Below are 22,934 nucleotides of genomic sequence, written 5' to 3'. Positions count from 1 at the left end.
CAGCTTTTTGTTAAATCAGTACCGCGCCCTGAGCGGTCATCTGCGCAAAGGCGATCTCGCTGTCATCGGGGTTCAGATTGACGCCGCGACATCCCTCTCTGACCACCTCAACGTGATAACCCAGCTCCAGCGCATCCAGCACACTGTATTTGACACAGTAATCGGTCGCCAGGCCCAGCATGGTCAGATGGGTGATCCCGCGTTCCCGTAACCAGCTATCCAGTTCGGTTTTGCGGCGATGGCCGTTGTCAAAGAAGGCGCTGTAGCTGTCAACGTCCTGATCCTGCCCTTTATGGAAAATGGCATCAAACAGGGAGCGATCCAGCCCCGGATGAAAGTCCGCGCCCGCAGAGCCCTGAATACCGTGATCGGGCCACCAGATCTGCGCCAGACCATTGAGTTCACCCAGCGTATAAACCGGTTCACCGGAGACCGAGGCGAAACTGCCGTGGTCAGCCGGATGCCAGTCCTGAAGAGCCACCACGCATTCGCCATTCTGATGAAAGGCCTGCGCATAACGATTTGCAACCCCGACCGTCTGGTCGCCTTCGCTGACCGCCATCGGGCCGCCGGGGCAAAAATCGTTCTGAATATCAATAATGATGAGTGCCCGCTTCATGGTATCTCGCTCCGTTTCAATCTTCAGTCAGTTCGCCGCGCAAATTCTGCTGCATTCTGGCACGAATTTGATCGGCGGACAGATCCTGGCTGAGTAAAAAGTGCAGCTTTGTCAGTGCCGCCTCAACGGTCAGGTCAAAGCCACTGATCACTCCGGCGTGCTCCAGCGCATTGCCTGTCGCGTATCCGCCCATGTTCACCTTACCTGAAATACACTGGGTCAGGTTCACTACCACAATGCCGCGCTCGCTGGCCTGCTGCAATTCGGCCAGAAATTCCGCGTTCTGCGGCGCATTGCCCACGCCATAGGAGCGCAGGATCAGCGCTTTCACCGGCTGGCGCAGGAAGTTGCGGACCACATCGGCTGAGATCCCAGGGTAGATGGTGACCACGCCAATCGGCTGTGGGGTGATGGTGTGCACTTTGAGTTCGCCATGACCCGCGGGCGCGGGTGGAGTATTGAGGCGGCGAATGTGAATTCCCGCTTCCAGCAGGGCGGAGAGGTTCGGCGAGGCGAAGGCGTTAAAGCCATCGGCATGAGCCTTGGTGGTGCGATTACCGCGATAGAGCGTGTTGTTGAAAAACAGTGAAACTTCGCTGATGGGGTAGTTTGCCGCCACATAGAGCGAGTTCAGTAAGTTCTGCTGCCCATCTGAGCGTAGTTCCGCCAGCGGAATCTGCGATCCTGTCACGATCACCGGCTTCGCCAGATTCTCCAGCATAAAAGAGAGCGCTGAGGCGGTAAACGCCATGGTGTCAGTGCCATGCAGGATCACAAAGCCATCATAGCGATCGTAATTCTGCCGGATGTCTTCAGCGATCGACTGCCAGTCCTGCGGCGTCATATCGGAAGAGTCGATCAGCGGCTGATACTCGTGAATAGTGAAATCAGGCATTTCAGGGCGATGGAATTCAGGCATGTTCGCCAGCTGTTGTTGCAGGTGTCCTGAAACCGGAATGTAACCCTGCGCCGAACGCTGCATACCGATCGTCCCGCCGGTGTAGGCTACGTAGATGTTTTTCTTTTGCATTAGAGCACTCAGACTTGCCGTAAAACGCGCAGTATAAGGGGAATAGCGGGGAAATGCAGCCCGGCCAACCGCCGGGCTGCGAGGTTTATCGCACTTCGCCGCAGTTCAGGCAGAAGGCGTAACGGTTCTGGGGATCGTTCAGATGGTCGAACAGCCCAGGCTGCGCTTTCATGGCGCTCATCACATCCAGCATGGGAGCCGGCAGCCAGGCTTTCAGCGTATCGGGCAGCACGGCGCGAACGGAAGCGTTCATCTGGCTCAGCATCATATCCAGGAAGCTCGGGTCATCCTGATACCAGCTCAGCTGCGGTTTGCTGACTTTTGCCAGTTCACCCGCTTTCTTCACCGCGTCGTCGAAGTCGCCCAGCGCATCCACCAGACCATTGGCTTTAGCATCACTGCCGGTCCAGACGTGACCCTGTGCAATCGCATCAATCTGCTCCGGGGTTTTATGACGGGATTTCGCCACCAGACCGACAAAGTTGCGATAGCCATTCTCGATGGTCAGCTGCATCAGCTGCTGAACTTCCGCCGGAAGCGCTTTGGTGGTGGAAATATCCGCCAGCGGCGAGGTCGCGACGCCATCAGTGTGAACGCCAATGCTGTCCAGACTGTTCTCCAGCGTATTGATCACGCCGAAGATACCAATCGAGCCGGTCAGCGTGCTGGGGTTGGCCACGATGTAACTGGCGGGGGTGGAGATCCAGTAACCGCCGGAGGCGGCCATTCCGCCCATTGAGACCACAATCGGCTTACCGGCCGACTGTGCCGCCGCCAGCTCTTCACGAATCGCTTCCGAGGCCGTCACGCTGCCGCCCGGACTGTTGACCCGCAGGATGATCGCTTTGATTTTCGGATCGAGACGCGCATCGCGGATCTGCGCCGCCGTGGTGTCGCCACCGACGTTGCCCGGCGTCTCCTCACCATCCATGATCGCACCACTCGCCATCACCACGGCGATGTTGCCATCCTGCTGGGCTGACGCAGGTTTCACACTGTAGTCATAGATGCTGACGCTGCGGTAATCGTTGCTCTGCTTATCCAGGCCAAAGGTTTTCACCAGTTCCTGATCGGCAGCCGCCCGCGAACCCAGCGCATCGACCAGCTTGTTATCCAGCGCATACTGCGCGGTATCACCTTTCACAGCGTTTAACCCGGCAATAATCGCGGCGGCACCGGGGAACAGCTGTTCAGGGGTAATCTGACGATTCGCGGCGACGGTGTTGAGGTAATTCTGCCACAGCTGACCGATCCAGCGGCTGTCCGCATCACGCGCGGCAGGGGACATATCATCACGCAGGAACGGCTCTACCGCGGATTTATAGGTGCCCACCCGGAAGACGTGCGAGGTGACTTTCAGTTTTTCCAGCAGGGTTTTGTAATACAAGCCGTTGGTGGCAAAGCCGTGCAGATCGACGGTGCCCTGTGGCGAGAGGTAAATTTTAGTGGCGTAGCTCGCGAGGTAGTATTGTGGCTGACTGTAGCTATCGCCCAGCGCATAAATCGGCTTGCCGCTGTCACGAAACTCACGCAGCGCTTTACCGACATATTGCAGCGAAGGTTGATCGCCACCGGCAAACTCGCGTAAATCGAGCACCATGCCCTTAATATTGCTGTCAGTTTTCGCCTGACGAATCGCATCGACCACATCAAACAGCGAGTTCTCCTGCAAACGGTCGCTGCTGGCTCCCAGCAACTGACGACCAATTTTGCTCAGGCGATTGCTCACCGACGGCTTATCCACCAGTACGCCGGTGAGATCGACTTTCAGCGCACCCTGCTGCGCAGGGGCTGAACTGCCGCCTGAGCTGCTGATCTGCAACCAGATGCCTGCACCCACCACAATCAACAAAATCAGGAAAATATTCAGAATAAATTCCCTGATAAAATTTAATACCCGCCAGCTCCAGCGGAACAGACCTGCAATTATTCGCCACAATGTGCGCATCAGACTCTCCATATACATGTAGCAGGAAGTGGCCGCCGCGCGGACCAGACTTCCCCGACGAGCTCATCCTAAAGAGCGGCGTGTTAAAAGTCAGCAGGAAATCACTGCGCACTGTTACAAAAAATCTGCCTGTGCCAGGATACCTGCAACATTACAGAGATCGGGAGAGAAACATGGACGCACTGGAGTTACTGGTAAACCGACGTTCGGCCTCACGCCTGACTGAGCCGGCACCGGCGGGTGACGCGCTGGAAAATATCCTGCGGGCGGGCATGCGCGCCCCGGATCACGGCACGCTGCAACCCTGGCGCTTTATCATTGTAGAGAATGAGGGACGCGACCGGATGAGTCAGCTGCTGGAGCAGGCCGCGCGCGCTCAGCAGCTGGATGAGAAGGCGATCAATAAAGCGAGCCAGGCACCGTTCCGCGCGCCGATGATCATTACCGTGGTGGCGCACTGTGAAGAGCACCATAAAGTGCCGCGCTGGGAGCAGATCGCCTCCGCCAGCTGCGCGGTGATGGCGATGCAGATGGCGGCCGTCGCCCAGGGTTACAACGGCATCTGGCGCAGCGGTCCCTGGACTGATGACCCGCAGGTGCGTGAGGCGTTTGGCTGTCGTGCGCAGGATGCCATCGTTGGTTTCCTCTATCTCGGTACCCCGCAGCTCAAATCGAGCACCACGGTGCTCGCGCCAGACACCGCGCCTTTCGTCCGTTATTTCTGACTCCGGGTAGACCGCATTAAACAGGGCGTGATTCAGCCCTGTTTTGCACGGTTCCTGTGCGAACGATCGCTAACACCGTGAGTGCCGCTTACGCCTGGCGTTCTGCCAGGCTAACATAGCCCGCATGATTCAAGCCGACAGCGGACCACCGGTTATCACTGTGTTCCCCGATGTTAAGGATTACCTGATTCAATGCGTTTGTTTATTGCGGAAAAACCGAGCCTTGGCCGTGCTATTGCGGATGTGTTGCCGAAACCTCATCGTCGCGGTGACGGATTTATCGCCTGCGGTAACGATCAGATCGTCACCTGGTGTGTCGGCCATCTGCTGGAGCAGGCGCAGCCCGACACCTATGACAGTCGTTATGCCCGCTGGTCGCTGGCCGATCTGCCGATCATCCCGGAAAAGTGGCGGCTCCAGCCGCGTCCCTCGGTGGCGAAGCAGCTGAAAGTGGTGGAGGGGTTACTGGCGCAGGCGAGTGAAGTGGTGCATGCCGGAGACCCCGACCGGGAAGGGCAACTGCTGGTCGATGAGGTGCTTGACTACCTGAATCTGCCTGCGGAAAAACGCAGTAAAGTGCAGCGCTGTCTGATTAACGATCTCAACCCCCAGGCGGTGGACCGGGCGGTTAACCGTCTGCGTGAAAACCGTGAGTTCATCCCGCTGTGCGTCTCAGCCCTGGCCCGCGCCCGCGCCGACTGGCTCTACGGGATTAACATGACCCGCGCCTGGACGCTGCTGGGACGGAATGCGGGCTACGATGGCGTGCTCTCTGTCGGGCGGGTGCAGACGCCGGTGCTGGGGCTGGTGGTACGTCGCGATGAAGAGATCGAAAACTTTGTGCCGAAAGACTATTTCGAAGTCAAAGCCCATATCCTCACCCCCGATGGCGTGCGCTTTACCGCCGGCTGGATCCCCAGCGAAGCCTGTGAACCCTGGCAGGATGAAGAGGGGCGGCTGCTGAAGCGTGCGCTGGCCGATCATGTGGTGGCGCGTATCACCGGCCAGCCTGCGACCGTCACCGCCTACAGTGATAAGCGCGAAAATGAAGTTGCGCCGCTGCCTTTCTCGCTCTCCAGCCTGCAAATTGAGGCGGCCAAACGCTACGGGCTGAGCGCACAAACGGTGCTGGATACCTGTCAGCGGCTCTATGAGACCCATAAACTGATTACCTATCCCCGCTCGGACAGCCGCTATCTGCCTGAAGAGCATTACGCCGGCCGTCATGCGGTGCTGAAGGCGATCCAGGCGCATCAGTCACAGCTGACGCCGCCGTCAGATTTCAACGCCGACCGCCGCGGCCGCTGCTGGGATGACAAAAAGGTGGATGCTCACCACGCCATCATTCCGACCGCCCGCGCCAGTGCTGTCAAACTCACCGAAAATGAGCAGCATATTTATGAGCTGGTTGCGCGCCAGTATCTGATGCAGTTCTGCCCGGACGCGGTGTTTCGTAAATGCGTTATTGACCTCGACATCGCAGGCGGCAAATTCACAGCCAAAGCGCGGTTTCTGGCGGAGGTGGGCTGGCGCGCGCTGCTGGGTAACAAAGAGCGCGATGAAGAGAATGACGGCATGCCGCTGCCTGAAGTGGCGAAAGGGGATGTGCTGCTGTGTGAGCGTGGCGAGGTGCTGGCAAAACAAACCCAGCCGCCGCGTCCCTTTACCGATGCCACAATACTTTCCGCGATGACCGGGATCGCCCGTTTTGTTCAGGATAAAGAATTAAAGAAAGTGCTGCGCGCGACCGATGGTTTAGGAACGGAAGCCACGCGAGCCGGTATTATCGAATTACTGTTTCGCCGTGGCTTCCTGGTGAAGAAGGGCCGTTATATCAACGCGACCGAGGCGGGGCGCGCCCTGATTCACTCGTTACCCGATCTGGCAGCACGCCCCGATATGACGGCGCAGTGGGAATCGACCCTGACCCGTATCAGTGAAAAGGCCTGCCGATATGAGGAGTTTATGCAACCGCTGGTGCAGACTTTAACCGGGCTGATCCATCAGGCGAGACAGCAGCCTGCGGCGCATGCATTTCGGGGATTACCGTCCACCGGACAGAAACGTCCGGTGCGCAAAACCAGGCGTAAAGTGAAGGAGACGGAATGAAGCGTTATTCAGTATTACTGGTGGTGGCACTGTCACTGGCGACCAGCCTGGCGCAGGCCAACAGCCGTTATCAGTCGATGCCGCCGCAGGGTAATAACGGTGTGAACACCGATGTAGTGGTGGATATGCCACCAGAGGCGTGGACGCAGGCAGAGAGACGTCAGCCAGACTGTCTGCGCTGCTGTATTTTCGAGAACCGAAACTACACGGAAGGTGCGGTGGTGAAGTCGGAGGGGGTATTACTGCAATGCGCCCGGGATGAACACTCCCTTGGCACCAACAACCTGATCTGGAAAATAGTGAAATAGCCGTCGCGTGGCGTTCAGCCACGCGACCTTCAGTTAAAAGCGGAAGGCAGACCAGACTGGCGCGTGGTCAGAGGGTTTTTCCATGCCGCGAATCTCATAATCAATGCCGGTTTCAACACAGTGCGCCGCCAGCACCTTGCTGGCCAGCAACAGGTCGATACGCAGGCCGCGATTATCATCAAAACCTTTCGAACGGTAATCGAACCAGGAGAAGCGATCCGCTACGTCGGGATTGTGCTCACGCCAGGTATCAACCAGTCCCCAGCCCAGCAGGCGCTCCATCCACTCACGCTCTTCCGGCAGAAAAGAGCATTTACCGGTGCGCAGCCAGCGCTTGCGGCTATCCTCACCAATACCAATATCCAGGTCAGTACTGCTGATATTCATGTCGCCCATGATCAAAACCGGTTTATCGGCGGGCAGATCCTCGGAGAGCAGGCGTTGCAGGTCGCGATAAAATTTCTCTTTAGCGGGGAATTTAGTCGGATGGTCACGGCTTTCGCCCTGCGGGAAATAGCCGTTGATCACGGTAATGTCACCGATTGGGCTGGGGATCTCCGCCGTAATCAGACGGCGCTGCGCCTCCCCGTCATCACCCGGAAAGCCACGACTGACGGAAACCGGCTCCACTTTGGTTAACAGGGCGACGCCGTAATGTCCTTTCTGACCATGATAGAAGACGTGATAACCGAGTTTTGACACCTCTTCCAGCGGAAACATGTCGTCATGGACTTTGGTTTCCTGTAAGCCGATGACATCGGGCTGGTGTTGCTCGACCAGCGCCTGAAGTTGATGCGGACGGGCACGCAACCCATTGATGTTGAATGAAACAAATTTCATAAAATCGACCGTTAGTCAGCGAGTGATAAGCGGGGATGGTAGCGATTTTTGCCAGAAAAGTCATGGCGGAACAGGAGAGGATTTTTTGTGTCAATCAGGGGATGGTGTGCAACATACGAGATGGTGGTGGGAGAAGGATTATTCGGCGCGATGCGCCTCACCCTGCGGGCCGCGCTGAAGCGCGTTGTCTCGCGATGCTCGACCCGAACCTTGATCGAAGGTTCTCATCCCTCTCCCCGCAGAACAGGAAGCTTTGGTATAGGTTTGGGATAGGGTGCAACATACGAGATGGTGGTGGGAGAAGGATTCGAACCTTCGAAGTCTGTGACGGCAGATTTACAGTCTGCTCCCTTTGGCCGCTCGGGAATCCCACCAGGGATAATGATGTGGCTTAAGAGGATTGAGATTCAGATGGTGGTGGGAGAAGGATTCGAACCTTCGAAGTCTGTGACGGCAGATTTACAGTCTGCTCCCTTTGGCCGCTCGGGAATCCCACCATGGCCTGAATCTTTCTCTCTTAAAGCGGGGCGCATCATACCAAATGCGCTAAGGGTGTAAAGCGCCCATCGGCGAAACAGCAACTGTTTGCCCACTTTTTACCCGTAGCGCTGAATCCGCAGACAATTCAGCGCCATGGGTTGTTTACAGAATAATCGTTCGGTTGCCGTAAACGAAGACGCGCTGACCCAGCACTTTATAGAGCGCCCGGCTCAGCACATTTTTTTCAACATCACGACCGGCGCGCATCATCTCATCGGCGGTATAGCTGTGGTCCACATTGATCACATCCTGCATGATGATCGGACCTTCATCGAGATTGTCATTTACGTAGTGCGCGGTCGCACCAATAATCTTCACGCCACGCTCGTACGCCTGGTGATAGGGGCGGGCACCGATAAAGGCGGGCAGGAAGGAGTGATGGATATTGATAATCTGGTTGGGATAACGCTGCACAAAGGCGGGCGTCAGGACGCGCATATATTTTGCCAGCACCACATAGTCGGGCTGATAGCGGTCAATCTCTTCCACCATGCGGTTGTCATGCTCTTCGCGGGTTAAACCTTCATGGCTCACCAGCACAAAAGGAATGTCGAACCGCTCAACCAGCGAACGCAACGTCTCGTGGTTGCCCACCACCGCGGCGATCTCCATATCCAGGCCGCCAAAGGCGCTCTTCATTAACAGATCGCCCAGGCAGTGTGCCTCTTTAGTCACCAGAATCACCACGCGACGGCGACCTGTGCTGTGCAGTTCACGAACGGAACCCTGGGGCAGCGCGCTGTCGAGATCGGCGAGCAGGGTGTTATCGTTGAAAATCCCTTCCAGCTCTGTGCGCATGAAAAAACGCCCGGTGCGATGATCAACAAACTCATTGTTCTGCACGATATTGAGTTCGTGCTTGTAACAAATATTGGTGATTTTGGCGATCAGACCTTTTGCATCGGGACAAATGGTTCGTAAAACTTTTCTTTGCATGGTTTGCGCTTGCATCTCAATCAGAGTCCTGTCAGAGCATTAAGGGTAGAACCGTTGCGGCAGCCTCAGGCTTAACCACAACATTTTTTGTATTTTTTGCCGCTGCCGCACGGGCAGGGATCGTTACGTCCAATAGGCGGTGCCTTACCGTCTACATAGTACCAGCGTTGATCCTCACGAAGAAAGCGCGAACACTCATGGATGGCCTGAATCTTCGATTTCTCGCGGTATCGCGCAAAAAAAGTCACGAAAGCCTCATTCTCATGGCTTCCATGATTACAACGAGTTACAGTCAGGCCCAGCCATTCGGTGCCGGCAAAACTTTCAGATAAAAGCGCTGCCAGCTCTGGCTGGCGTCTGGCAGGATGCCAGGTCGCAACCAGATAATCCGCATTATGCTGAACATAGGCACAATAGCGCGATCGCATAAGCTGTTCCGCGGTCGCAGCAATCTGGTTGCCCTGAAGAAAGGGCTCGCAACATAGGCTATACTGCTCTCCGCTACAGCATGGGCAGGTTTCCGACACGTTATCTCCTGAGGGTAATGAGTCTGTAAGAAAGCGCGCTATGTTAGCTGACCCCCGGCTGTGGCGCTACGTATTGACGGCAGGACCAGATACAAATGAGAAAGATAAAAATTGGACTGGCTCTGGGTTCTGGAGCGGCCAAGGGATGGGCACATATCGGCGTCATTAAGGCGCTGGAGCGCGCGGGTATTGAGGTTGACGTGGTGGCGGGTTGTTCGGTCGGCGCGTTAGTAGGTTCCGCTTATGTCAATAACCGCCTGCCGCTGATGGAAAAATGGGTCAGCGCTTTTCGCTACTGGGATGTTATCCGGCTGATGGATGTTTCATGGCAGCGCGGTGGACTGTTACGCGGAGAGCGGGTGTTTAATCATGTCCGTCAGCTGATCCCCAATGACAGCATTGAGAGCTGCGGGAAACCCTTTGGCGTGGTAGCGACCAATCTGAGTACCGGGCGGGAATTGTGGCTGACCGAGGGCGATCTGCACCAGGCGGTGCGCGCCTCATGCAGTATGCCAGGTTTATTACCGCCGGTGCGCTACAATGGGTATTGGCTGGTCGATGGCGCGGTCGTCAATCCGGTGCCCATCTCGCTGACCCGCGCCCTGGGCGCGGATATTGTTATTGCTGTTGACTTACAGCATGACGCGCATCTGATGCAGCAGGATCTGTTTTCCGTTACACCTCAGAACAGTGAAGAAGAAGCCGCCGCAGCGGCACTTAGCTGGAGTGGGAAACTGCGACAGCGTCTGGTGGGTTTCACCCAACGTCGTGCGTCTCAGTCACCTGGCGCAATGGAGATCATGTCGACCTCCATTCAGGTGCTGGAAAATCGCCTGAAGCGAAACCGTATGGCAGGCGATCCGCCTGATGTGCTGATTCAGCCTGTCTGTCCGCAGATTTCGACGCTGGACTTTCATCGCGCTGAAGAGGCGATCGAGGCAGGCAAGGCCGCCGTAGAGAAGAAAATGGATGAACTATTACCACTGGTCCGTGGCAGATAATCAGGTTGTTCATTCACAGCGGTTACTTCGGGCAATTCTCAAAGGCGCAACTGCGTTTTATGAACCACTATTGAATTATCTGGTACGCAGGGGGTTAGAATGGAAAAACCACTACTCGGCAAAAAGATACTCATTGTCGAAGATGAGGCTGTTTTCCGTTCGTTGCTGGACCAATTTTTGTTATCGATGGGTGCTGTGACGTTACAAGCGGAAGATGGTCTGGAAGCAATTACACAACTACAGCAGCATACTGTCGACCTGATCATTTGTGACCTGGAGATGCCACGCATGAATGGCATCCAGTTCGTTGAGCATATTCGTACCCGTGGCAACGTGGTGCCAATCTTAATCATTTCCGCTACCGAAAATATGTCTGACATTGCGCACGTGCTGAGACTCGGTGTGCAGGATGTGCTGCTTAAGCCACTGAAAAATTTCGAACGCTTCCGTGAAGCGGTCTATGAATGCCTCTATCCCTCCATGTTTACCTCAAAAGTTGAAGAGGATGAACAGCTGTTTCAGGACTGGGATGCGCTGGTGCGCGACCCGAAAGCGGCCGCCAAGCTGCTGAAACAGCTCCAGCCTCCGGTGCAGCAGACCATTGCCAACTGCCGGGTAAACTACCGACAGCTGACCATGGCCGAGCAGCCTGGGCTGGTACTGGATATTGCCGCGCTCTCCGATAAAGATCTGGCCTTTTACTGTCTGGATGTAACCCGTGCCGGGGACAATGGCGTGCTGGCGGCTCTGCTGCTGCGCGCGCTGTTTAATGGCCTGTTGCAGGAGCAGCTGACCGGTGAGAAGCAGCGCCTGCCAGAGCTCAATGGACTGCTGCGCCAGGTCAATCTGCTGCTGCGGCAGGCCAACTTAAGCGGGCAGTTTCCGCTGCTGGTGGGCTACTACCATCGCGGCCTGAAAAATCTGATTCTGGTCTCCGCCGGGCTAAACGCCACCCTGCATGTTCAGGCTCATCAGATTCAGCTCAGTAATGGCGTGCCGCTCGGCACTATGGGCAGCACTCACCTTAATCAGATTAGTCAGCGCGCTGAGAGCTGGCAGTGCCACGTATGGGGCGCAGGCGGCCGTATCCGGCTGATGCTTTCAGCAGAGGAATAAGCGGCAGAATCGCAGCGATTTTGCCGCAGGAGACAGGACCAGAGTTTAGCTTTACAGTTGGGTAATAGTCTTAATTTCGACGGTTTGTCTCCTTCCAGGATAAATCCGTTCGATACAAACTGTTATACTCGTTTTCGATTTTAAACCGACATATCAAGTATTAACTTGAACGGCCTATGAGAGAGGTATCTTAATGTCTGCCAATAATACCAAAGTAAAAAAAGCGGTAATCCCGGTAGCGGGTTTGGGTACGCGCATGCTCCCGGCTACCAAAGCGATTCCGAAAGAGATGTTACCGCTGGTTGATAAGCCGTTAATCCAGTATGTCGTTAACGAATGTATCGCCGCAGGCATCAATGAGATCGTGCTGGTTACGCACTCCTCTAAAAACGCTATCGAAAACCACTTTGACACCAGCTTCGAACTGGAATCTATGCTGGAAAAACGTGTTAAGCGTCAGCTGCTGGATGAAATCCAGTCTATCTGCCCACCACACGTCACCATCATGCAGGTCCGTCAGGGTATCGCCAAAGGTCTGGGCCACGCGGTCATGTGTGCACATCCTTTAGTGGGTGACGAGCCGGTTGCGGTTATCCTGCCAGACGTGATCATCGATGAGTATGAATCCAACCCAACCAAAGACAACCTGGCCGAAATGCTGAGCCGCTATGAAGAGTCTGGCCGCAGCCAGATCATGGTTGAGCCGGTGGCTGATGTGACGGCGTATGGCGTGGTGGATTGTCAGGGTGCAGAACTGAACCCAGGCGACAGCGCACCTATGGTCGGTGTGGTTGAGAAGCCGAAAGCGGCAGAAGCCCCATCTAACCTGGCAGTTGTGGGTCGTTACGTGCTTTCTGCGGATATCTGGCCACTGCTGGCAAAAACTCCTCCAGGTGCCGGCGGCGAAGTTCAGCTGACTGACTCTATCGCCATGCTGATGGAAAAAGAGACCGTTGAAGCCTATCACCTGAAAGGTGTGAGCCATGACTGCGGTAACAAACTGGGCTACATGCAGGCTTTCGTTGAGTACGGTGTTCGTCATCCGGTATTGGGCAAAGATTTTTCTGAATGGCTCGATGGCGCGGTTGGCAACAAAAAGTAATTCATAAACACAGGATAACTCGATGAAAGTCACTGTATTTGGTATCGGCTATGTCGGTCTGGTTCAGGCTGCGGTGTTAGCCGAAGTCGGACATGACGTTCTCTGCATTGATGTCGACGAAAACAAAGTCGAAAATCTGAAAAAAGGCATCATTCCTATTTTCGAACCGGGTTTGACACCGCTGGTAATGTCCAATTACGAAGCGGGTCGTCTGAAGTTCAGCACTGATGCTGAGCAGGGCGTTAACCATGGTGTTATGCAGTTTATTGCAGTCGGTACCCCACCGGATGAAGACGGCTCTGCCGATCTGAAATATGTGACCGCAGTTGCGCGCACCATTGCGCAGCATATGAACGATCACAAAGTGGTTATCGACAAATCAACCGTACCGGTTGGCACAGCAGACAAAGTTCGTGCGGTCATGACGGAAGCGCTCAAAGCGCGTGATGTCAACATCACATTTGATGTGGTGTCGAACCCGGAATTCCTGAAAGAAGGCGCGGCGGTCAATGACTGCATGCGTCCTGAGCGTATCGTTGTCGGCACCGACAACGACGACGTGGTCGAGCTGTTACGCGAGCTTTATGAGCCGTTTAACCGTAACCACGATCGTATGATCATGATGGACATCCGCAGCGCAGAGCTGACCAAGTATGCGGCAAACTGCATGCTGGCGACGAAAATCAGCTTTATGAATGAGATGTCCAACCTGGCTGAACGTTTAGGCGCGGATATTGAAAAAGTACGCCAGGGTATCGGTTCTGATCCCCGTATTGGCTACCACTTCATCTATCCTGGCTGCGGTTACGGCGGCTCCTGCTTCCCGAAAGATGTGCAGGCGTTAATCCGTACTGCTGAATCGATTGGGTATCAGCCACGTCTGTTACAGGCGGTGGAAGATGTCAATGACAGCCAGAAGACCAAGCTGCCGACCTTTATCAAACGTCATTTTGGTAACGATCTGAGCGGCAAAACCTTTGCTATCTGGGGTCTGTCATTCAAGCCTAACACTGACGACATGCGTGAAGCCTCCAGCCGCGTGCTGATGGAAACGCTGTGGGAAGCGGGTGCCTCGGTACAGGCGTTTGACCCGGAAGCAATGGACGAAGCGCAGCGCATCTATGGTCACCGCAGCGATCTTAAGCTGATGGGTACCAAAGAAGCGGCACTTCAGGGCGCGGACGGCCTGGTCATCTGTACGGAGTGGCAGAACTTCCGTGCACCTGACTTTGACGTCATCAAAAATGCACTGAAAGAACCCGTGATTTTTGATGGTCGTAACCTGTATGATCCAGAGCGTACCAGCAAACGCGGTTTCGTTTATTATGCAATCGGCCGCGGAGCGTCTATTCAAATTGCGTAATTAACGAGGGATTTATGAACTTTCTGGTCACCGGCGCCGCAGGCTTTATTGGTTTTCATGTCAGCCAGCGTCTGCTGGCCGCCGGTCACCAGGTTGTCGGTATCGACAACCTGAATGATTATTACGACGTAAATCTTAAGCTCGCCCGCCTGAATCTGATTAAATCAGATCCCGCTTTTACCTTTATTGAAGGGGATCTGGCAAACAGTGACGCAATTGCGTCACTGTTTGCACAGCATAAGTTCCAGCGTGTTATTCATCTGGGCGCACAAGCTGGCGTCCGATACTCCATTGAAAATCCCCACGCTTACGCCGATTCAAATCTCATCGGTCACCTCAATATTCTTGAAGGCTGCCGCCACCATAAAATTGAACATCTGCTTTATGCGTCATCCAGCTCGGTTTATGGCCTGAATCGCAAAATGCCTTTCTCCACCGATGACAGCGTCGATCATCCGGTTTCGCTCTACGCCGCCACCAAAAAAGCCAATGAACTGATGTCGCATACCTATTCGCATCTCTATCAGCTGCCGACCACCGGGCTGCGGTTTTTCACCGTCTATGGCCCGTGGGGACGCCCCGATATGGCCCTGTTTAAATTCACCCGCGCCATGCTGGCCGGTGAAGCGATTGATGTTTATAACCAGGGCCAGATGAAGCGCGATTTCACCTATATTGATGACATCGCTGAGGCGATTGTCCGGTTACAGGATGTTATTCCACAGCAGGATGAAAACTGGACGGTTGAGACGGGATCGCCAGCAACCAGTTCAGCGCCTTATCGGGTCTATAATATCGGGAACAGTCAGCCTGTAACCTTAATCCGCTATATCGAGGCGATTGAAAAAGCGCTGGGCATTACTGCACAGAAGAATCTGATGCCAATGCAACCGGGTGACGTGCTGGAGACCAGCGCAGATACTGAAGCCCTGTTTAAAGCGATTGGCTTTAAACCGCAGACCGGTGTGGAAGAGGGGGTTAAACGCTTTGTCGACTGGTACCGCGATTTCTATCAGGTCTGACGTACAGCTGAATAAAAAAAAGGAAGCGCAGGCTTCCTTTTTTATTTAAAACGAAGCGATTATTCAGATAAAACGCCTCAGCAAAACCCGGTCAAATTACAGTAAAAAATCGTCTAACTGTTTACCCTGTTCTTCGAGCGCTTTTTTAATCACGGCGGGTGTCCGGCCCTGACCTGTCCAGGTTCTGGACTCGCCTTTTTCATCGGTATAAGCATATTTAGCCGGGCGCACTGAGCGTTTACCTTTGGCTGCCGTTCGGGTTTCTGTCAGCGTACCAATCAGTTCCTGTGGGTCAATGCCATCTGCCAGCAGCATTTCCCGGTATTGATTAAGTTTCCGAGTACGTTCTTCATTTTCTGCCTGAAAATGAGATTCCTCTTCGCGGCGTTCTTTTACCACCACGTCCAGTTTTTCCAGCATCTCTTCGAGTATTTCGACAGGATACTCTCTGGCCTGGGCGCGCAGCGTACGAATATTATTTAGAACTTTTAGTGCTTCGCTCATTGTCCTGGTCTCTGAATAAGGGAAAAGTTGTGTTGCACGCCAATAGTAGAGGCGACAATAAATAACTTCAATCACAAAATAAACCGCGAAGGAATAAAGGGGAATGGTGCCGGAAAATAATCAGCTTAAGAAAATTCCTGGTTATGCGCAATAACCGTTATTTTTAGCGAAGCGATAATCAATAAATTTAATCTGTTCAGATCCGTAACAAAAATGTCATTTTATTTGTCAGGGATATATCCCGGTGAAAGGGAGGATGGCCGGACAGGGCGAAACTGCGCTCTGATAGCACCCTCACGGATTTCTCCCCCGCGCAATCAATCCCAGCAGATTGACAGGACTTTATGCTAATATGCGCGCCATTCCGTTCAGTCCCGATGAAGATATGTTGCTATGGCTCAACTCTATTTCTATTACTCTGCCATGAACGCAGGTAAATCAACCGCACTACTGCAATCCTCCTATAACTATCAGGAACGCGGAATGCGCACGCTGGTCTACACGGCCGAAATTGATAACCGCTTTGGGGCCGGCCAGGTGAGTTCCCGTATCGGTCTCTCTTCGCCTGCACAGTTATATAACGCAGAGACCTCACTCTACAGTGAGATTGCTGCTGAGCATGCCATTCAGCCCATTCACTGTGTGCTGGTGGATGAGAGCCAGTTCCTGACGCGGGAACAGGTCAAATCGCTCTCCGACGTGGTCGATGATCTGGATATTCCGGTACTCTGTTATGGACTGCGAACCGACTTCCGCGGTGAACTGTTTATCGGTAGTCAGTACCTGCTGGCGTGGGCGGATAAGCTGGTCGAACTTAAAACCATCTGTCACTGTGGCCGCAAGGCGAGCATGGTGCTGAGGCTGGATAGTGAGGGCAGGCCGTTCAGTGAGGGGGAGCAGGTGGTGATTGGCGGCAACGAGCGTTATATCTCCGTCTGTCGCAAGCACTACAAACAGGCGATAGAACAGGGATCGTTGCAGGCGATTCACGGCGCGCAAACGCCGCTCAACGAGCGCTGATGCTCAGATGATAAAAAACCCGCCGCGGCGGGTTTTTATTTATCAGAGAGTCAGCTCAGGGTTTCAGACTTTTTTGACCTTTTTCTCGGTTTTCACGTTCTTAACCGGCTGCTCAGCAACGGCTTCAGCGACGCTGGAGAAGGGTTCGGTGAACTCGCGGCCGTAGTAAGTATCGAGCATGATCTGTTTCAGTTCAGCAATCAGCGGATAGCGCGGGTTAGCACCGGTACACTGGTCATCAAAGGCATCATCGGCCAGCTTGTCCACTTTCGCCAGGAAGTCCGCTTCCTGTACGCCTGCTTCACGGATAGAGGTCGGGATGCCCAGTTCAGTTTTAATCTCATCCAGCCAGCCAAGCAGCTTCTCGATTTTCTGCGCGGTACGGTCGCCCGGGGCGCTCAGACCTAAATGGTCAGCGATCTCGGCGTAGCGACGACGTGCCTGCGGACGATCGTACTGGCTGAAAGCGGTCTGTTTAGTCGGATTGTCATTGGCGTTGTAGCGAATAACGTTAGAGATTAGCAGGGCGTTAGCCAGGCCGTGTGGGATATGGAACTCTGAACCCAGTTTATGCGCCATTGAGTGACATACGCCGAGGAAGGCGTTGGCAAAGGCGATACCGGCGATGGTGGCCGCATTGTGTACCCGTTCACGCGCCACCGGATTTTTTGCACCTTCGGCATAGCTGGCTGGCAGGTTCTCTTTCAGCAGTTTCAGAGCCTGCAATGCCTGACCATCTGAATATTCATTCGCCAGCACTGACACATAGGCTTCCAGCGCATGGGTAACGGCGTCCAGACCACCAAAGGCGCAGAGCGAACGTGGCATATCCATCACCAGGTTGGCATCGACAATCGCCATATCCGGGGTTAAAGCGTAGTCAGCCAGCGGGTATTTCTGACCGGTGGCATCATCGGTTACAACAGCGAACGGTGTCACTTCAGAGCCGGTACCGGAGGTGGTGGTGATAGCCACCATGCGCGCTTTGACACCCATTTTCGGGAACTTGTAGATACGTTTGCGGATGTCCATGAAACGCAACGCCAGCTCTTCAAAGTGGGTTTCAGGATGTTCATACATCACCCACATGATTTTCGCCGCATCCATCGGGGAGCCGCCGCCCAGCGCGATAATCACATCGGGCTTGAAGCTGTTCATCTGCTCGGCGCCTTTGCGCACAATGCTCAGGGTAGGGTCAGCTTCGACTTCAAAGAAGACTTTGGTTTCAATGCCGTGTGATTTAAGGACGCGGGTCACCTGATCGGCATAGCCATTGTTGAACAGGAAGCGGTCTGTGACGATAAAGGCACGTTTCGCTCCATCTGTTGCCACCTCTTCCAGCGCAATTGGCAGAGAGCCCCGACGGAAGTAGATAGATTTTGGAAGTTTATGCCACAACATATTCTCAGCTCGCTTGGCGACAGTTTTGGTATTGATCAGGTGTTTCGGACCGACGTTCTCTGAAATCGAGTTTCCGCCCCATGAACCACAACCCAGCGTCAGTGAGGGTGCCAGCTTAAAGTTGTAGAGGTCACCGATACCGCCCTGTGACGCAGGCGTATTGATCAAAATACGCGCGGTTTTCATTTTGTCGCCGAAGTAGTTAACGCGCTCGGTCTGGTTGTCCTGGTCGGTATAGAGGCAGGAGGTGTGACCGATGCCGCCCATGGCGACCAGTTTTTCCGCTTTATCGACGGCGTCCGCGAAATCTTTCGCCCGGTACATCGCCAGCGTAGGGGAGAGTTTTTCATGAGCAAATGGCTCAGACTCATCCACCAGTTTAACTTCGCCAATCAGAATCTTGGTGCTTGGCGGCACGCTGATACCGGCCATTTCAGCAATTTTGAACGCGGGCTGACCAACGATCGCCGCGTTCAGACCGCCGTTTTTCAGAATGATATTCTGCACCGCGCTCAGCTCAGCACCCTGCAACAGATAGCCGCCATGGCTGGCGAAGCGTTCACGCACCGCATCATAAGCGGCATCCACCACAATCACCGATTGCTCAGAGGCGCAGATCACCCCGTTATCAAAGGTTTTTGACATCAGGATAGAGGCGACCGCACGCTTCACATCCGCGGTTTCGTCAATCACCACTGGCGTGTTACCGGCACCGACACCAATCGCCGGTTTACCGGAGCTGTAAGCCGCTTTCACCATACCCGGTCCGCCGGTGGCGAGGATCAGGTTGATGTCAGGGTGATGCATCAGCTGGTTTGACAGCTCAACTGAAGGCGCATCGATCCAGCCGATAATATCTTTTGGCGCACCCGCGGCAATCGCGGCTTTCAGCACAATCTCAGCGGCTTTGTTAGTGGCGTCTTTGGCGCGTGGGTGTGGCGAGAAGATAATACCGTTGCGGGTTTTTAGGCTGATTAACGATTTAAAAATGGCGGTGGAAGTCGGGTTGGTGGTGGGAACGATGCCACAGATGATGCCAATGGGTTCCGCGATAGTGATGGTACCGAAAGTATCGTCAGTGGCCAGCACACCGCAGGTCTTTTCATCTTTATAGGCGTTGTAGATATATTCTGAAGCAAAATGGTTTTTAATCACTTTGTCTTCGACGATGCCCATACCGGATTCGGCGACGGCCATCTTGGCAAGTGGAATTCGGGCGTCAGCAGCGGCAAGGGCGGCAGCACGGAAGATGGCGTCAACCTGTTGTTGGGAAAAGTTGGCATATTCACGCTGGGCTTTTTTTACACGTTCAACCAGTGCATTAAGTTCAGCGACATTAGTAACGGCCATGGTGTTCTCCTGAAGGAAGTTAAACTTTTTTAGTAAACAATCCTGCGTCCTGAGTATAGTCACGCTGCCATAACGTGTCGGAGTAGGGCGGAATGTCAGGATATTCAACTGTTTACTAAATAAGTCTTGCTGGACAGCCCGTGCTGTTTTGCTGTCTGATGCTGTGACTTCCGTTGCGAAAAGATTACCTGGTTTGAGGTAGACCAATTTTGATTCAGATCAATTTGAGCGCAAGCTGACACCTTTCAGCAGCCCTTTCTCGCTGTCAGCCATCAAATCCGTTTACGCCAGCGGTTGGCCGGTCGGGTAGCGACTAAAACCAGTGGGTTTTTGATCTCTGGCGAAATGCGCTAAACCTGCGCCAGTTCAATAGTATAAATAGCTGTGCCAGCATCTGGCGCATCAGCGACTTTTCACTTACATTAGTCGCGTTTTCTCCCCCCCAGTGTTACGGAGTCAGTCGTGAACCCAGCGCTTTTAGATTTATCAGGTTATATAAAATTCTTTGTCGGATTGTTCGCGCTGGTCAATCCGGTGGGGATTATTCCGGTGTTTATCAGCATGACCCGTTATCAGGGAGCGGCTGAGCGCAATAAAACCAACCTGACGGCCAATCTGGCGGTCGCCATCATTCTCTGGACTTCACTGTTTCTGGGCGATGCGATTCTGCGGGTATTTGGCATCTCCATTGACTCTTTCCGTATTGCCGGCGGGATCCTGGTGGTCACCATTGCGATGTCGATGATCAGCGGCAAGCTGGGCGAAGATAAGCAGAACAAACAGGAGAAGTCAGAAACGGCGATCCGCGAAAGTGTCGGGGTGGTGCCGCTGGCGTTACCGCTGATGGCCGGGCCGGGGGCGATCAGTTCGACCATTGTCTGGAGTACCCGCTATCACAGCTGGCTGAATCTGCTGGGTTTCACCCTGGCGATTGCCATCTTTGCTTTCTGCTGCTGGCTGCTGTTCAGGGCCGCCCCTTTAATGGTGCGTATCCTGGGTCAGACCGGCATTAACGTGATTACCCGAATCATGGGGCTGCTGCTGATGGCGCTGGGAATTGAGTTTGTCGTGACCGGTCTGAAATCTATTTTTCCAGGTTTACTCGGTTAATCCCTCCCTTATTTCAGGCAGTAAAAGGAAGTTGTGATTCATCGTGGTGCAAAAGAGGGATTTACTGCACCATAATGATGCATTTATTCATCCCGCTAAATGAGAGCAATGCATTATTAATTTCATTACTGCGGCAGGGATCACAGACTTTTTATTGAGAAATAATGTCACTATTTTCACATGATATTCTGCTTAGCGTTTTACCATCGTCGTGATAAAACGCTATCTTAAGGTTATTCCCTTTTATTTCCATCGCATCAGCTGCCATCTATCCAGCATAACCACCAGAATCACTCTCTTTCGCCCGTTCCTGGCTGGTGAAGTGGGGTTTTTTAACGAAAATCGCTATTTTTCATATTGATAAGATATTTTTCGCTGAAAAATTAACACTTCCGCTGCACCACTTCTCATGATAAAAGAGAATTAGTTAACATTTTGGCTATTTTGCTTTGGCGCCTTATGGCCGCTTCTGATAATTTTTGGCTCAACATGATTTTTTTTTCTCCGAAAGCCCAAAGTGAGAACGCTTTTTGCTTAAGCCTATCGGGATACTTAATTAAAGGTTGGCGTTTTCGCATGATTGGGATGAAAGCACTATCGCTACAGCGGTCTACACTCGCCGGGATTCTGTTTACTGTTTTTACACCAGCCTATGCGGCCACCGTTCCGCCGGGCACCGCCCTGGCCGCGCTGCAACAGATCGTGATTAACAACGGCAGTGAAGTCGCCTCGCTCGATCCCCATAAAACCGAGGGCGTGCCGGAATCGAACATCATTCTCAATCTGCTGGATGGCCTGGTTAACACCGATAACGCCGGTCAGGTAGTGCCGGGTGTGGCAAAGAGTTGGGAGAATCCGACGCCTACCCAGTGGATCTTCACGCTGCGTGATGAGGCGAAGTGGAGCAACGGCCAGCCGGTAACGGCCGCCGATTTTGTCTACAGCTGGCGTCGGCTGGCGGATCCCCATACCGCCTCGCCTTACTCCAGCTATCTTCAGGCCGCCCATTTTGCCAATATTGATGCCATTCTTACCGGCAAAGCCGCACCAGACCAGCTGGGGGTAAAAGCGCTGGATGATCATCGGCTGCAAATTACCCTGAGTGAACCGGTGCCTTATCTGGTGGCGATGCTGGCGCATACCGCGATGAAACCGGTCTATGCCCCGGCGATTAAACAGTGGGGCGACGCCTGGACCCGACCTGACCACTATGTCGGTAATGGCGCTTATAGCCTGAGTGACTGGGTAGTGAATGAGAAGATCGTGCTGAAGCGCAATCCTCTCTACTGGGATAATGCGCATACGGTAATCGAGCAGGGCACTTTCCTGCCTATCGCCTCTGAGAACAGCGATATTAATCGCTACCGCAGCGGCGGTATCGATATGACCAACAGCGCAGTGCCGCCGGAGCTGTTTGGCAAACTGCGCAAAGAGCTGGGCGATGAAGTGAAAGTCAGTCCGCTCCTCTGCACCTTCTACTATGAAATCAACAACAAAAAGCCGCCGTTTACCGATCCACGGGTGCGCGCCGCGCTGAAAATGACCCTCGATCGCGAGGTGATTGCCAATAAGATCATGGCTCAGGGGCAGATTCCGGCCTACAGCCTGACGCCGCCGTTCACCGCGGGGATCACGCTCAGCCCGCCCGCCTGGTTCAGGTGGACGCAGGCGCAGCGTAATGAGGCGGCGAAAAAACTGCTGGCCGAAGCGGGATTTGATGCCGCACATCCGCTCTCTTTTTCGCTGCTCTACAACACCTCCGATCAGAACAAACGCCAGGCGATTGCTGCCGCGTCGATGTGGCAGAAAAACCTCGGCGCGAAGGTGACGCTGCAAAACCAGGAGTGGAAGAGCATGCTGGAGACACGGCGTCAGGCGCAATATGACGTGGCGCGTGCCACCTGGTGCGCCGATTACAATGAGCCTTCAACCTTCCTCAACATGCTGATCGGCAACGCCTCGATCAACACCGCGTTTTACCGCAGCCCGGCGTTTGATCGACTGATGGCGGAGACCCTGACGGCGGGCAGCGAGGCGCAACGCGCCAGCCTGTATCAGCAGGCTGAAACACAACTCGACAAAGACTCACCAATTGTGCCAGTTTACTACCGCGTAAGTGTGCGCCTGGTAAAGCCCTGGGTTGGCGGCTTTACGGGCAAAGACCCGCAGGACATGACAGACCTGAAGTACTACTTCATAAAACAGCACTGATGACGGCTTCTACCCGGCGAGACAGTCGGGAAGCGCGTCAGTGTGCGGACCTTACAGGGTCACGCTTTCCAGGCTGACAGGCCTGGGAAACCCGCAGACGGGGGACACCGGGGCATAAATCGCCGCGGTGACGATAATAAAACTGGAGTGTA

The 22,934-nt window shown here is 54.1% G+C and carries 19 protein-coding genes, 2 tRNA genes and 1 other RNA gene; 11 read left to right on the top strand and 11 right to left on the bottom strand.

The annotated features are described in order from the left end of the window. Window positions 1–10: 10 nt before the first annotated feature. From pncA to sppA, 3 genes are all read right to left on the bottom strand, one after another. Entirely contained in the window at window positions 11–619 is a 609-nt protein-coding gene (gene pncA, locus ACCW71_RS06685) for a bifunctional nicotinamidase/pyrazinamidase (RefSeq protein ID WP_436370345.1), read from the bottom strand. A gap of 16 nt (window positions 620–635) precedes the next feature. After that, entirely contained in the window at window positions 636–1,649 is a 1,014-nt protein-coding gene (ansA, locus tag ACCW71_RS06680) for an asparaginase (protein ID WP_436370343.1), read from the bottom strand. An 85-nt stretch (window positions 1,650–1,734) separates the two neighbouring features. Further along, window positions 1,735–3,597 carry a signal peptide peptidase SppA gene (gene sppA, locus ACCW71_RS06675; protein ID WP_436370342.1) on the bottom strand — a complete coding sequence of 621 codons (1,863 nt, stop codon included), beginning with the start codon at window positions 3,595–3,597 and terminating at the stop codon, window positions 1,735–1,737. Between the two features lie 173 nt (window positions 3,598–3,770). On the opposite strand from sppA, the gene ACCW71_RS06670 reads away from it, so the two are divergent. The 3 genes from ACCW71_RS06670 to ACCW71_RS06660 all read left to right on the top strand — a co-directional run bounded on the left by ACCW71_RS06670 (window position 3,771) and on the right by ACCW71_RS06660 (window position 6,739). After that, window positions 3,771–4,322 carry an NAD(P)H nitroreductase gene (locus ACCW71_RS06670; RefSeq protein ID WP_436370341.1) on the top strand — a complete coding sequence of 184 codons (552 nt, stop codon included), beginning with the start codon at window positions 3,771–3,773 and terminating at the stop codon, window positions 4,320–4,322. 192 nt (window positions 4,323–4,514) lie between these two features. Further along, window positions 4,515–6,431 (top strand): DNA topoisomerase III, encoded by a 1,917-nt coding sequence (locus ACCW71_RS06665; RefSeq protein ID WP_436370340.1) that lies wholly within the window; start codon window positions 4,515–4,517, stop codon window positions 6,429–6,431. Then, window positions 6,428–6,739 (top strand): DUF1496 domain-containing protein, encoded by a 312-nt coding sequence (locus tag ACCW71_RS06660; RefSeq protein WP_436370339.1) that lies wholly within the window; start codon window positions 6,428–6,430, stop codon window positions 6,737–6,739. Before ACCW71_RS06665 ends, ACCW71_RS06660 begins: the two co-directional genes overlap by 4 nt. A 33-nt stretch (window positions 6,740–6,772) precedes the next feature. Here the strand turns inward: ACCW71_RS06660 and xthA are convergent, their stop codons facing one another. From xthA to ACCW71_RS06630, 6 genes are all read right to left on the bottom strand, one after another. Next, window positions 6,773–7,579, bottom strand: coding sequence for an exodeoxyribonuclease III (gene xthA, locus ACCW71_RS06655; RefSeq protein ID WP_436370338.1), 807 nt, complete (start codon window positions 7,577–7,579; stop codon window positions 6,773–6,775). Between the two features lie 121 nt (window positions 7,580–7,700). Next, window positions 7,701–7,828: non-coding RNA, RtT sRNA (locus ACCW71_RS06650), on the bottom strand. A 40-nt stretch (window positions 7,829–7,868) separates the two neighbouring features. Beyond that, window positions 7,869–7,953: transfer RNA gene (locus tag ACCW71_RS06645), tRNA-Tyr, on the bottom strand. A gap of 38 nt (window positions 7,954–7,991) precedes the next feature. Next, a tRNA-Tyr gene (locus ACCW71_RS06640) sits at window positions 7,992–8,076 on the bottom strand. Between the two features lie 145 nt (window positions 8,077–8,221). After that, window positions 8,222–9,070 carry a formyltetrahydrofolate deformylase gene (gene purU / locus ACCW71_RS06635; RefSeq protein WP_436370337.1) on the bottom strand — a complete coding sequence of 283 codons (849 nt, stop codon included), beginning with the start codon at window positions 9,068–9,070 and terminating at the stop codon, window positions 8,222–8,224. A gap of 56 nt (window positions 9,071–9,126) precedes the next feature. Further along, complete coding sequence (locus ACCW71_RS06630; protein ID WP_436370336.1) at window positions 9,127–9,582, bottom strand: YchJ family protein; 456 nt, start codon at window positions 9,580–9,582, stop codon at window positions 9,127–9,129. Window positions 9,583–9,677: 95 nt separating this feature from the next. On the opposite strand from ACCW71_RS06630, the gene rssA reads away from it, so the two are divergent. From rssA to ACCW71_RS06605, 5 genes are all read left to right on the top strand, one after another. Continuing rightward, entirely contained in the window at window positions 9,678–10,583 is a 906-nt protein-coding gene (gene rssA / locus ACCW71_RS06625; protein WP_436370335.1) for a patatin-like phospholipase RssA, read from the top strand. 99 nt (window positions 10,584–10,682) lie between these two features. Next, entirely contained in the window at window positions 10,683–11,699 is a 1,017-nt protein-coding gene (gene rssB / locus ACCW71_RS06620; protein ID WP_436370334.1) for a two-component system response regulator RssB, read from the top strand. 193 nt (window positions 11,700–11,892) lie between these two features. Then, on the top strand, window positions 11,893–12,801 hold the full coding sequence (galU, locus tag ACCW71_RS06615) for a UTP--glucose-1-phosphate uridylyltransferase GalU (protein ID WP_436370333.1): 909 nt from the start codon (window positions 11,893–11,895) through the stop codon (window positions 12,799–12,801). 22 nt (window positions 12,802–12,823) lie between these two features. Next, entirely contained in the window at window positions 12,824–14,164 is a 1,341-nt protein-coding gene (locus tag ACCW71_RS06610; RefSeq protein WP_436370332.1) for a UDP-glucose dehydrogenase family protein, read from the top strand. Between the two features lie 14 nt (window positions 14,165–14,178). Next, complete coding sequence (locus ACCW71_RS06605) at window positions 14,179–15,186, top strand: NAD-dependent epimerase (RefSeq protein WP_436370331.1); 1,008 nt, start codon at window positions 14,179–14,181, stop codon at window positions 15,184–15,186. A gap of 96 nt (window positions 15,187–15,282) precedes the next feature. Here ACCW71_RS06605 and hns read toward each other — a convergent pair whose 3' ends face one another. Then, window positions 15,283–15,690: a histone-like nucleoid-structuring protein H-NS gene (gene hns / locus ACCW71_RS06600; RefSeq protein ID WP_436370330.1), complete on the bottom strand. Its 408-nt coding sequence runs from the start codon at window positions 15,688–15,690 to the stop codon at window positions 15,283–15,285. Window positions 15,691–16,083: 393 nt separating this feature from the next. Here hns and tdk point away from each other — a divergent pair, with 393 nt between their 5' ends. Next, window positions 16,084–16,710, top strand: a complete 627-nt coding sequence (gene tdk, locus ACCW71_RS06595; RefSeq protein WP_436370329.1) for a thymidine kinase — start codon at window positions 16,084–16,086, stop codon at window positions 16,708–16,710. 63 nt (window positions 16,711–16,773) lie between these two features. Here tdk and adhE read toward each other — a convergent pair whose 3' ends face one another. Next, window positions 16,774–19,461 carry a bifunctional acetaldehyde-CoA/alcohol dehydrogenase gene (gene adhE, locus ACCW71_RS06590; RefSeq protein WP_436370328.1) on the bottom strand — a complete coding sequence of 896 codons (2,688 nt, stop codon included), beginning with the start codon at window positions 19,459–19,461 and terminating at the stop codon, window positions 16,774–16,776. 462 nt (window positions 19,462–19,923) lie between these two features. Here adhE and ACCW71_RS06585 point away from each other — a divergent pair, with 462 nt between their 5' ends. Together ACCW71_RS06585 and ACCW71_RS06580 are read left to right on the top strand one after the other, a co-directional pair. Further along, complete coding sequence (locus tag ACCW71_RS06585) at window positions 19,924–20,571, top strand: YchE family NAAT transporter (protein ID WP_436370327.1); 648 nt, start codon at window positions 19,924–19,926, stop codon at window positions 20,569–20,571. Window positions 20,572–21,156: 585 nt separating this feature from the next. Beyond that, entirely contained in the window at window positions 21,157–22,782 is a 1,626-nt protein-coding gene (locus tag ACCW71_RS06580) for an ABC transporter substrate-binding protein (RefSeq protein ID WP_436370326.1), read from the top strand. The last annotated feature ends 152 nt before the right edge of the window (window positions 22,783–22,934 follow it).

Source organism: Pantoea sp. C2G6 (assembly GCF_051336815.1).
GTDB lineage: Bacteria > Pseudomonadota > Gammaproteobacteria > Enterobacterales > Enterobacteriaceae > Pantoea.
The sequence above is the reverse complement of the archived record's forward strand: the minus strand, read 5'-3'. Positions and strand labels throughout refer to the sequence as shown.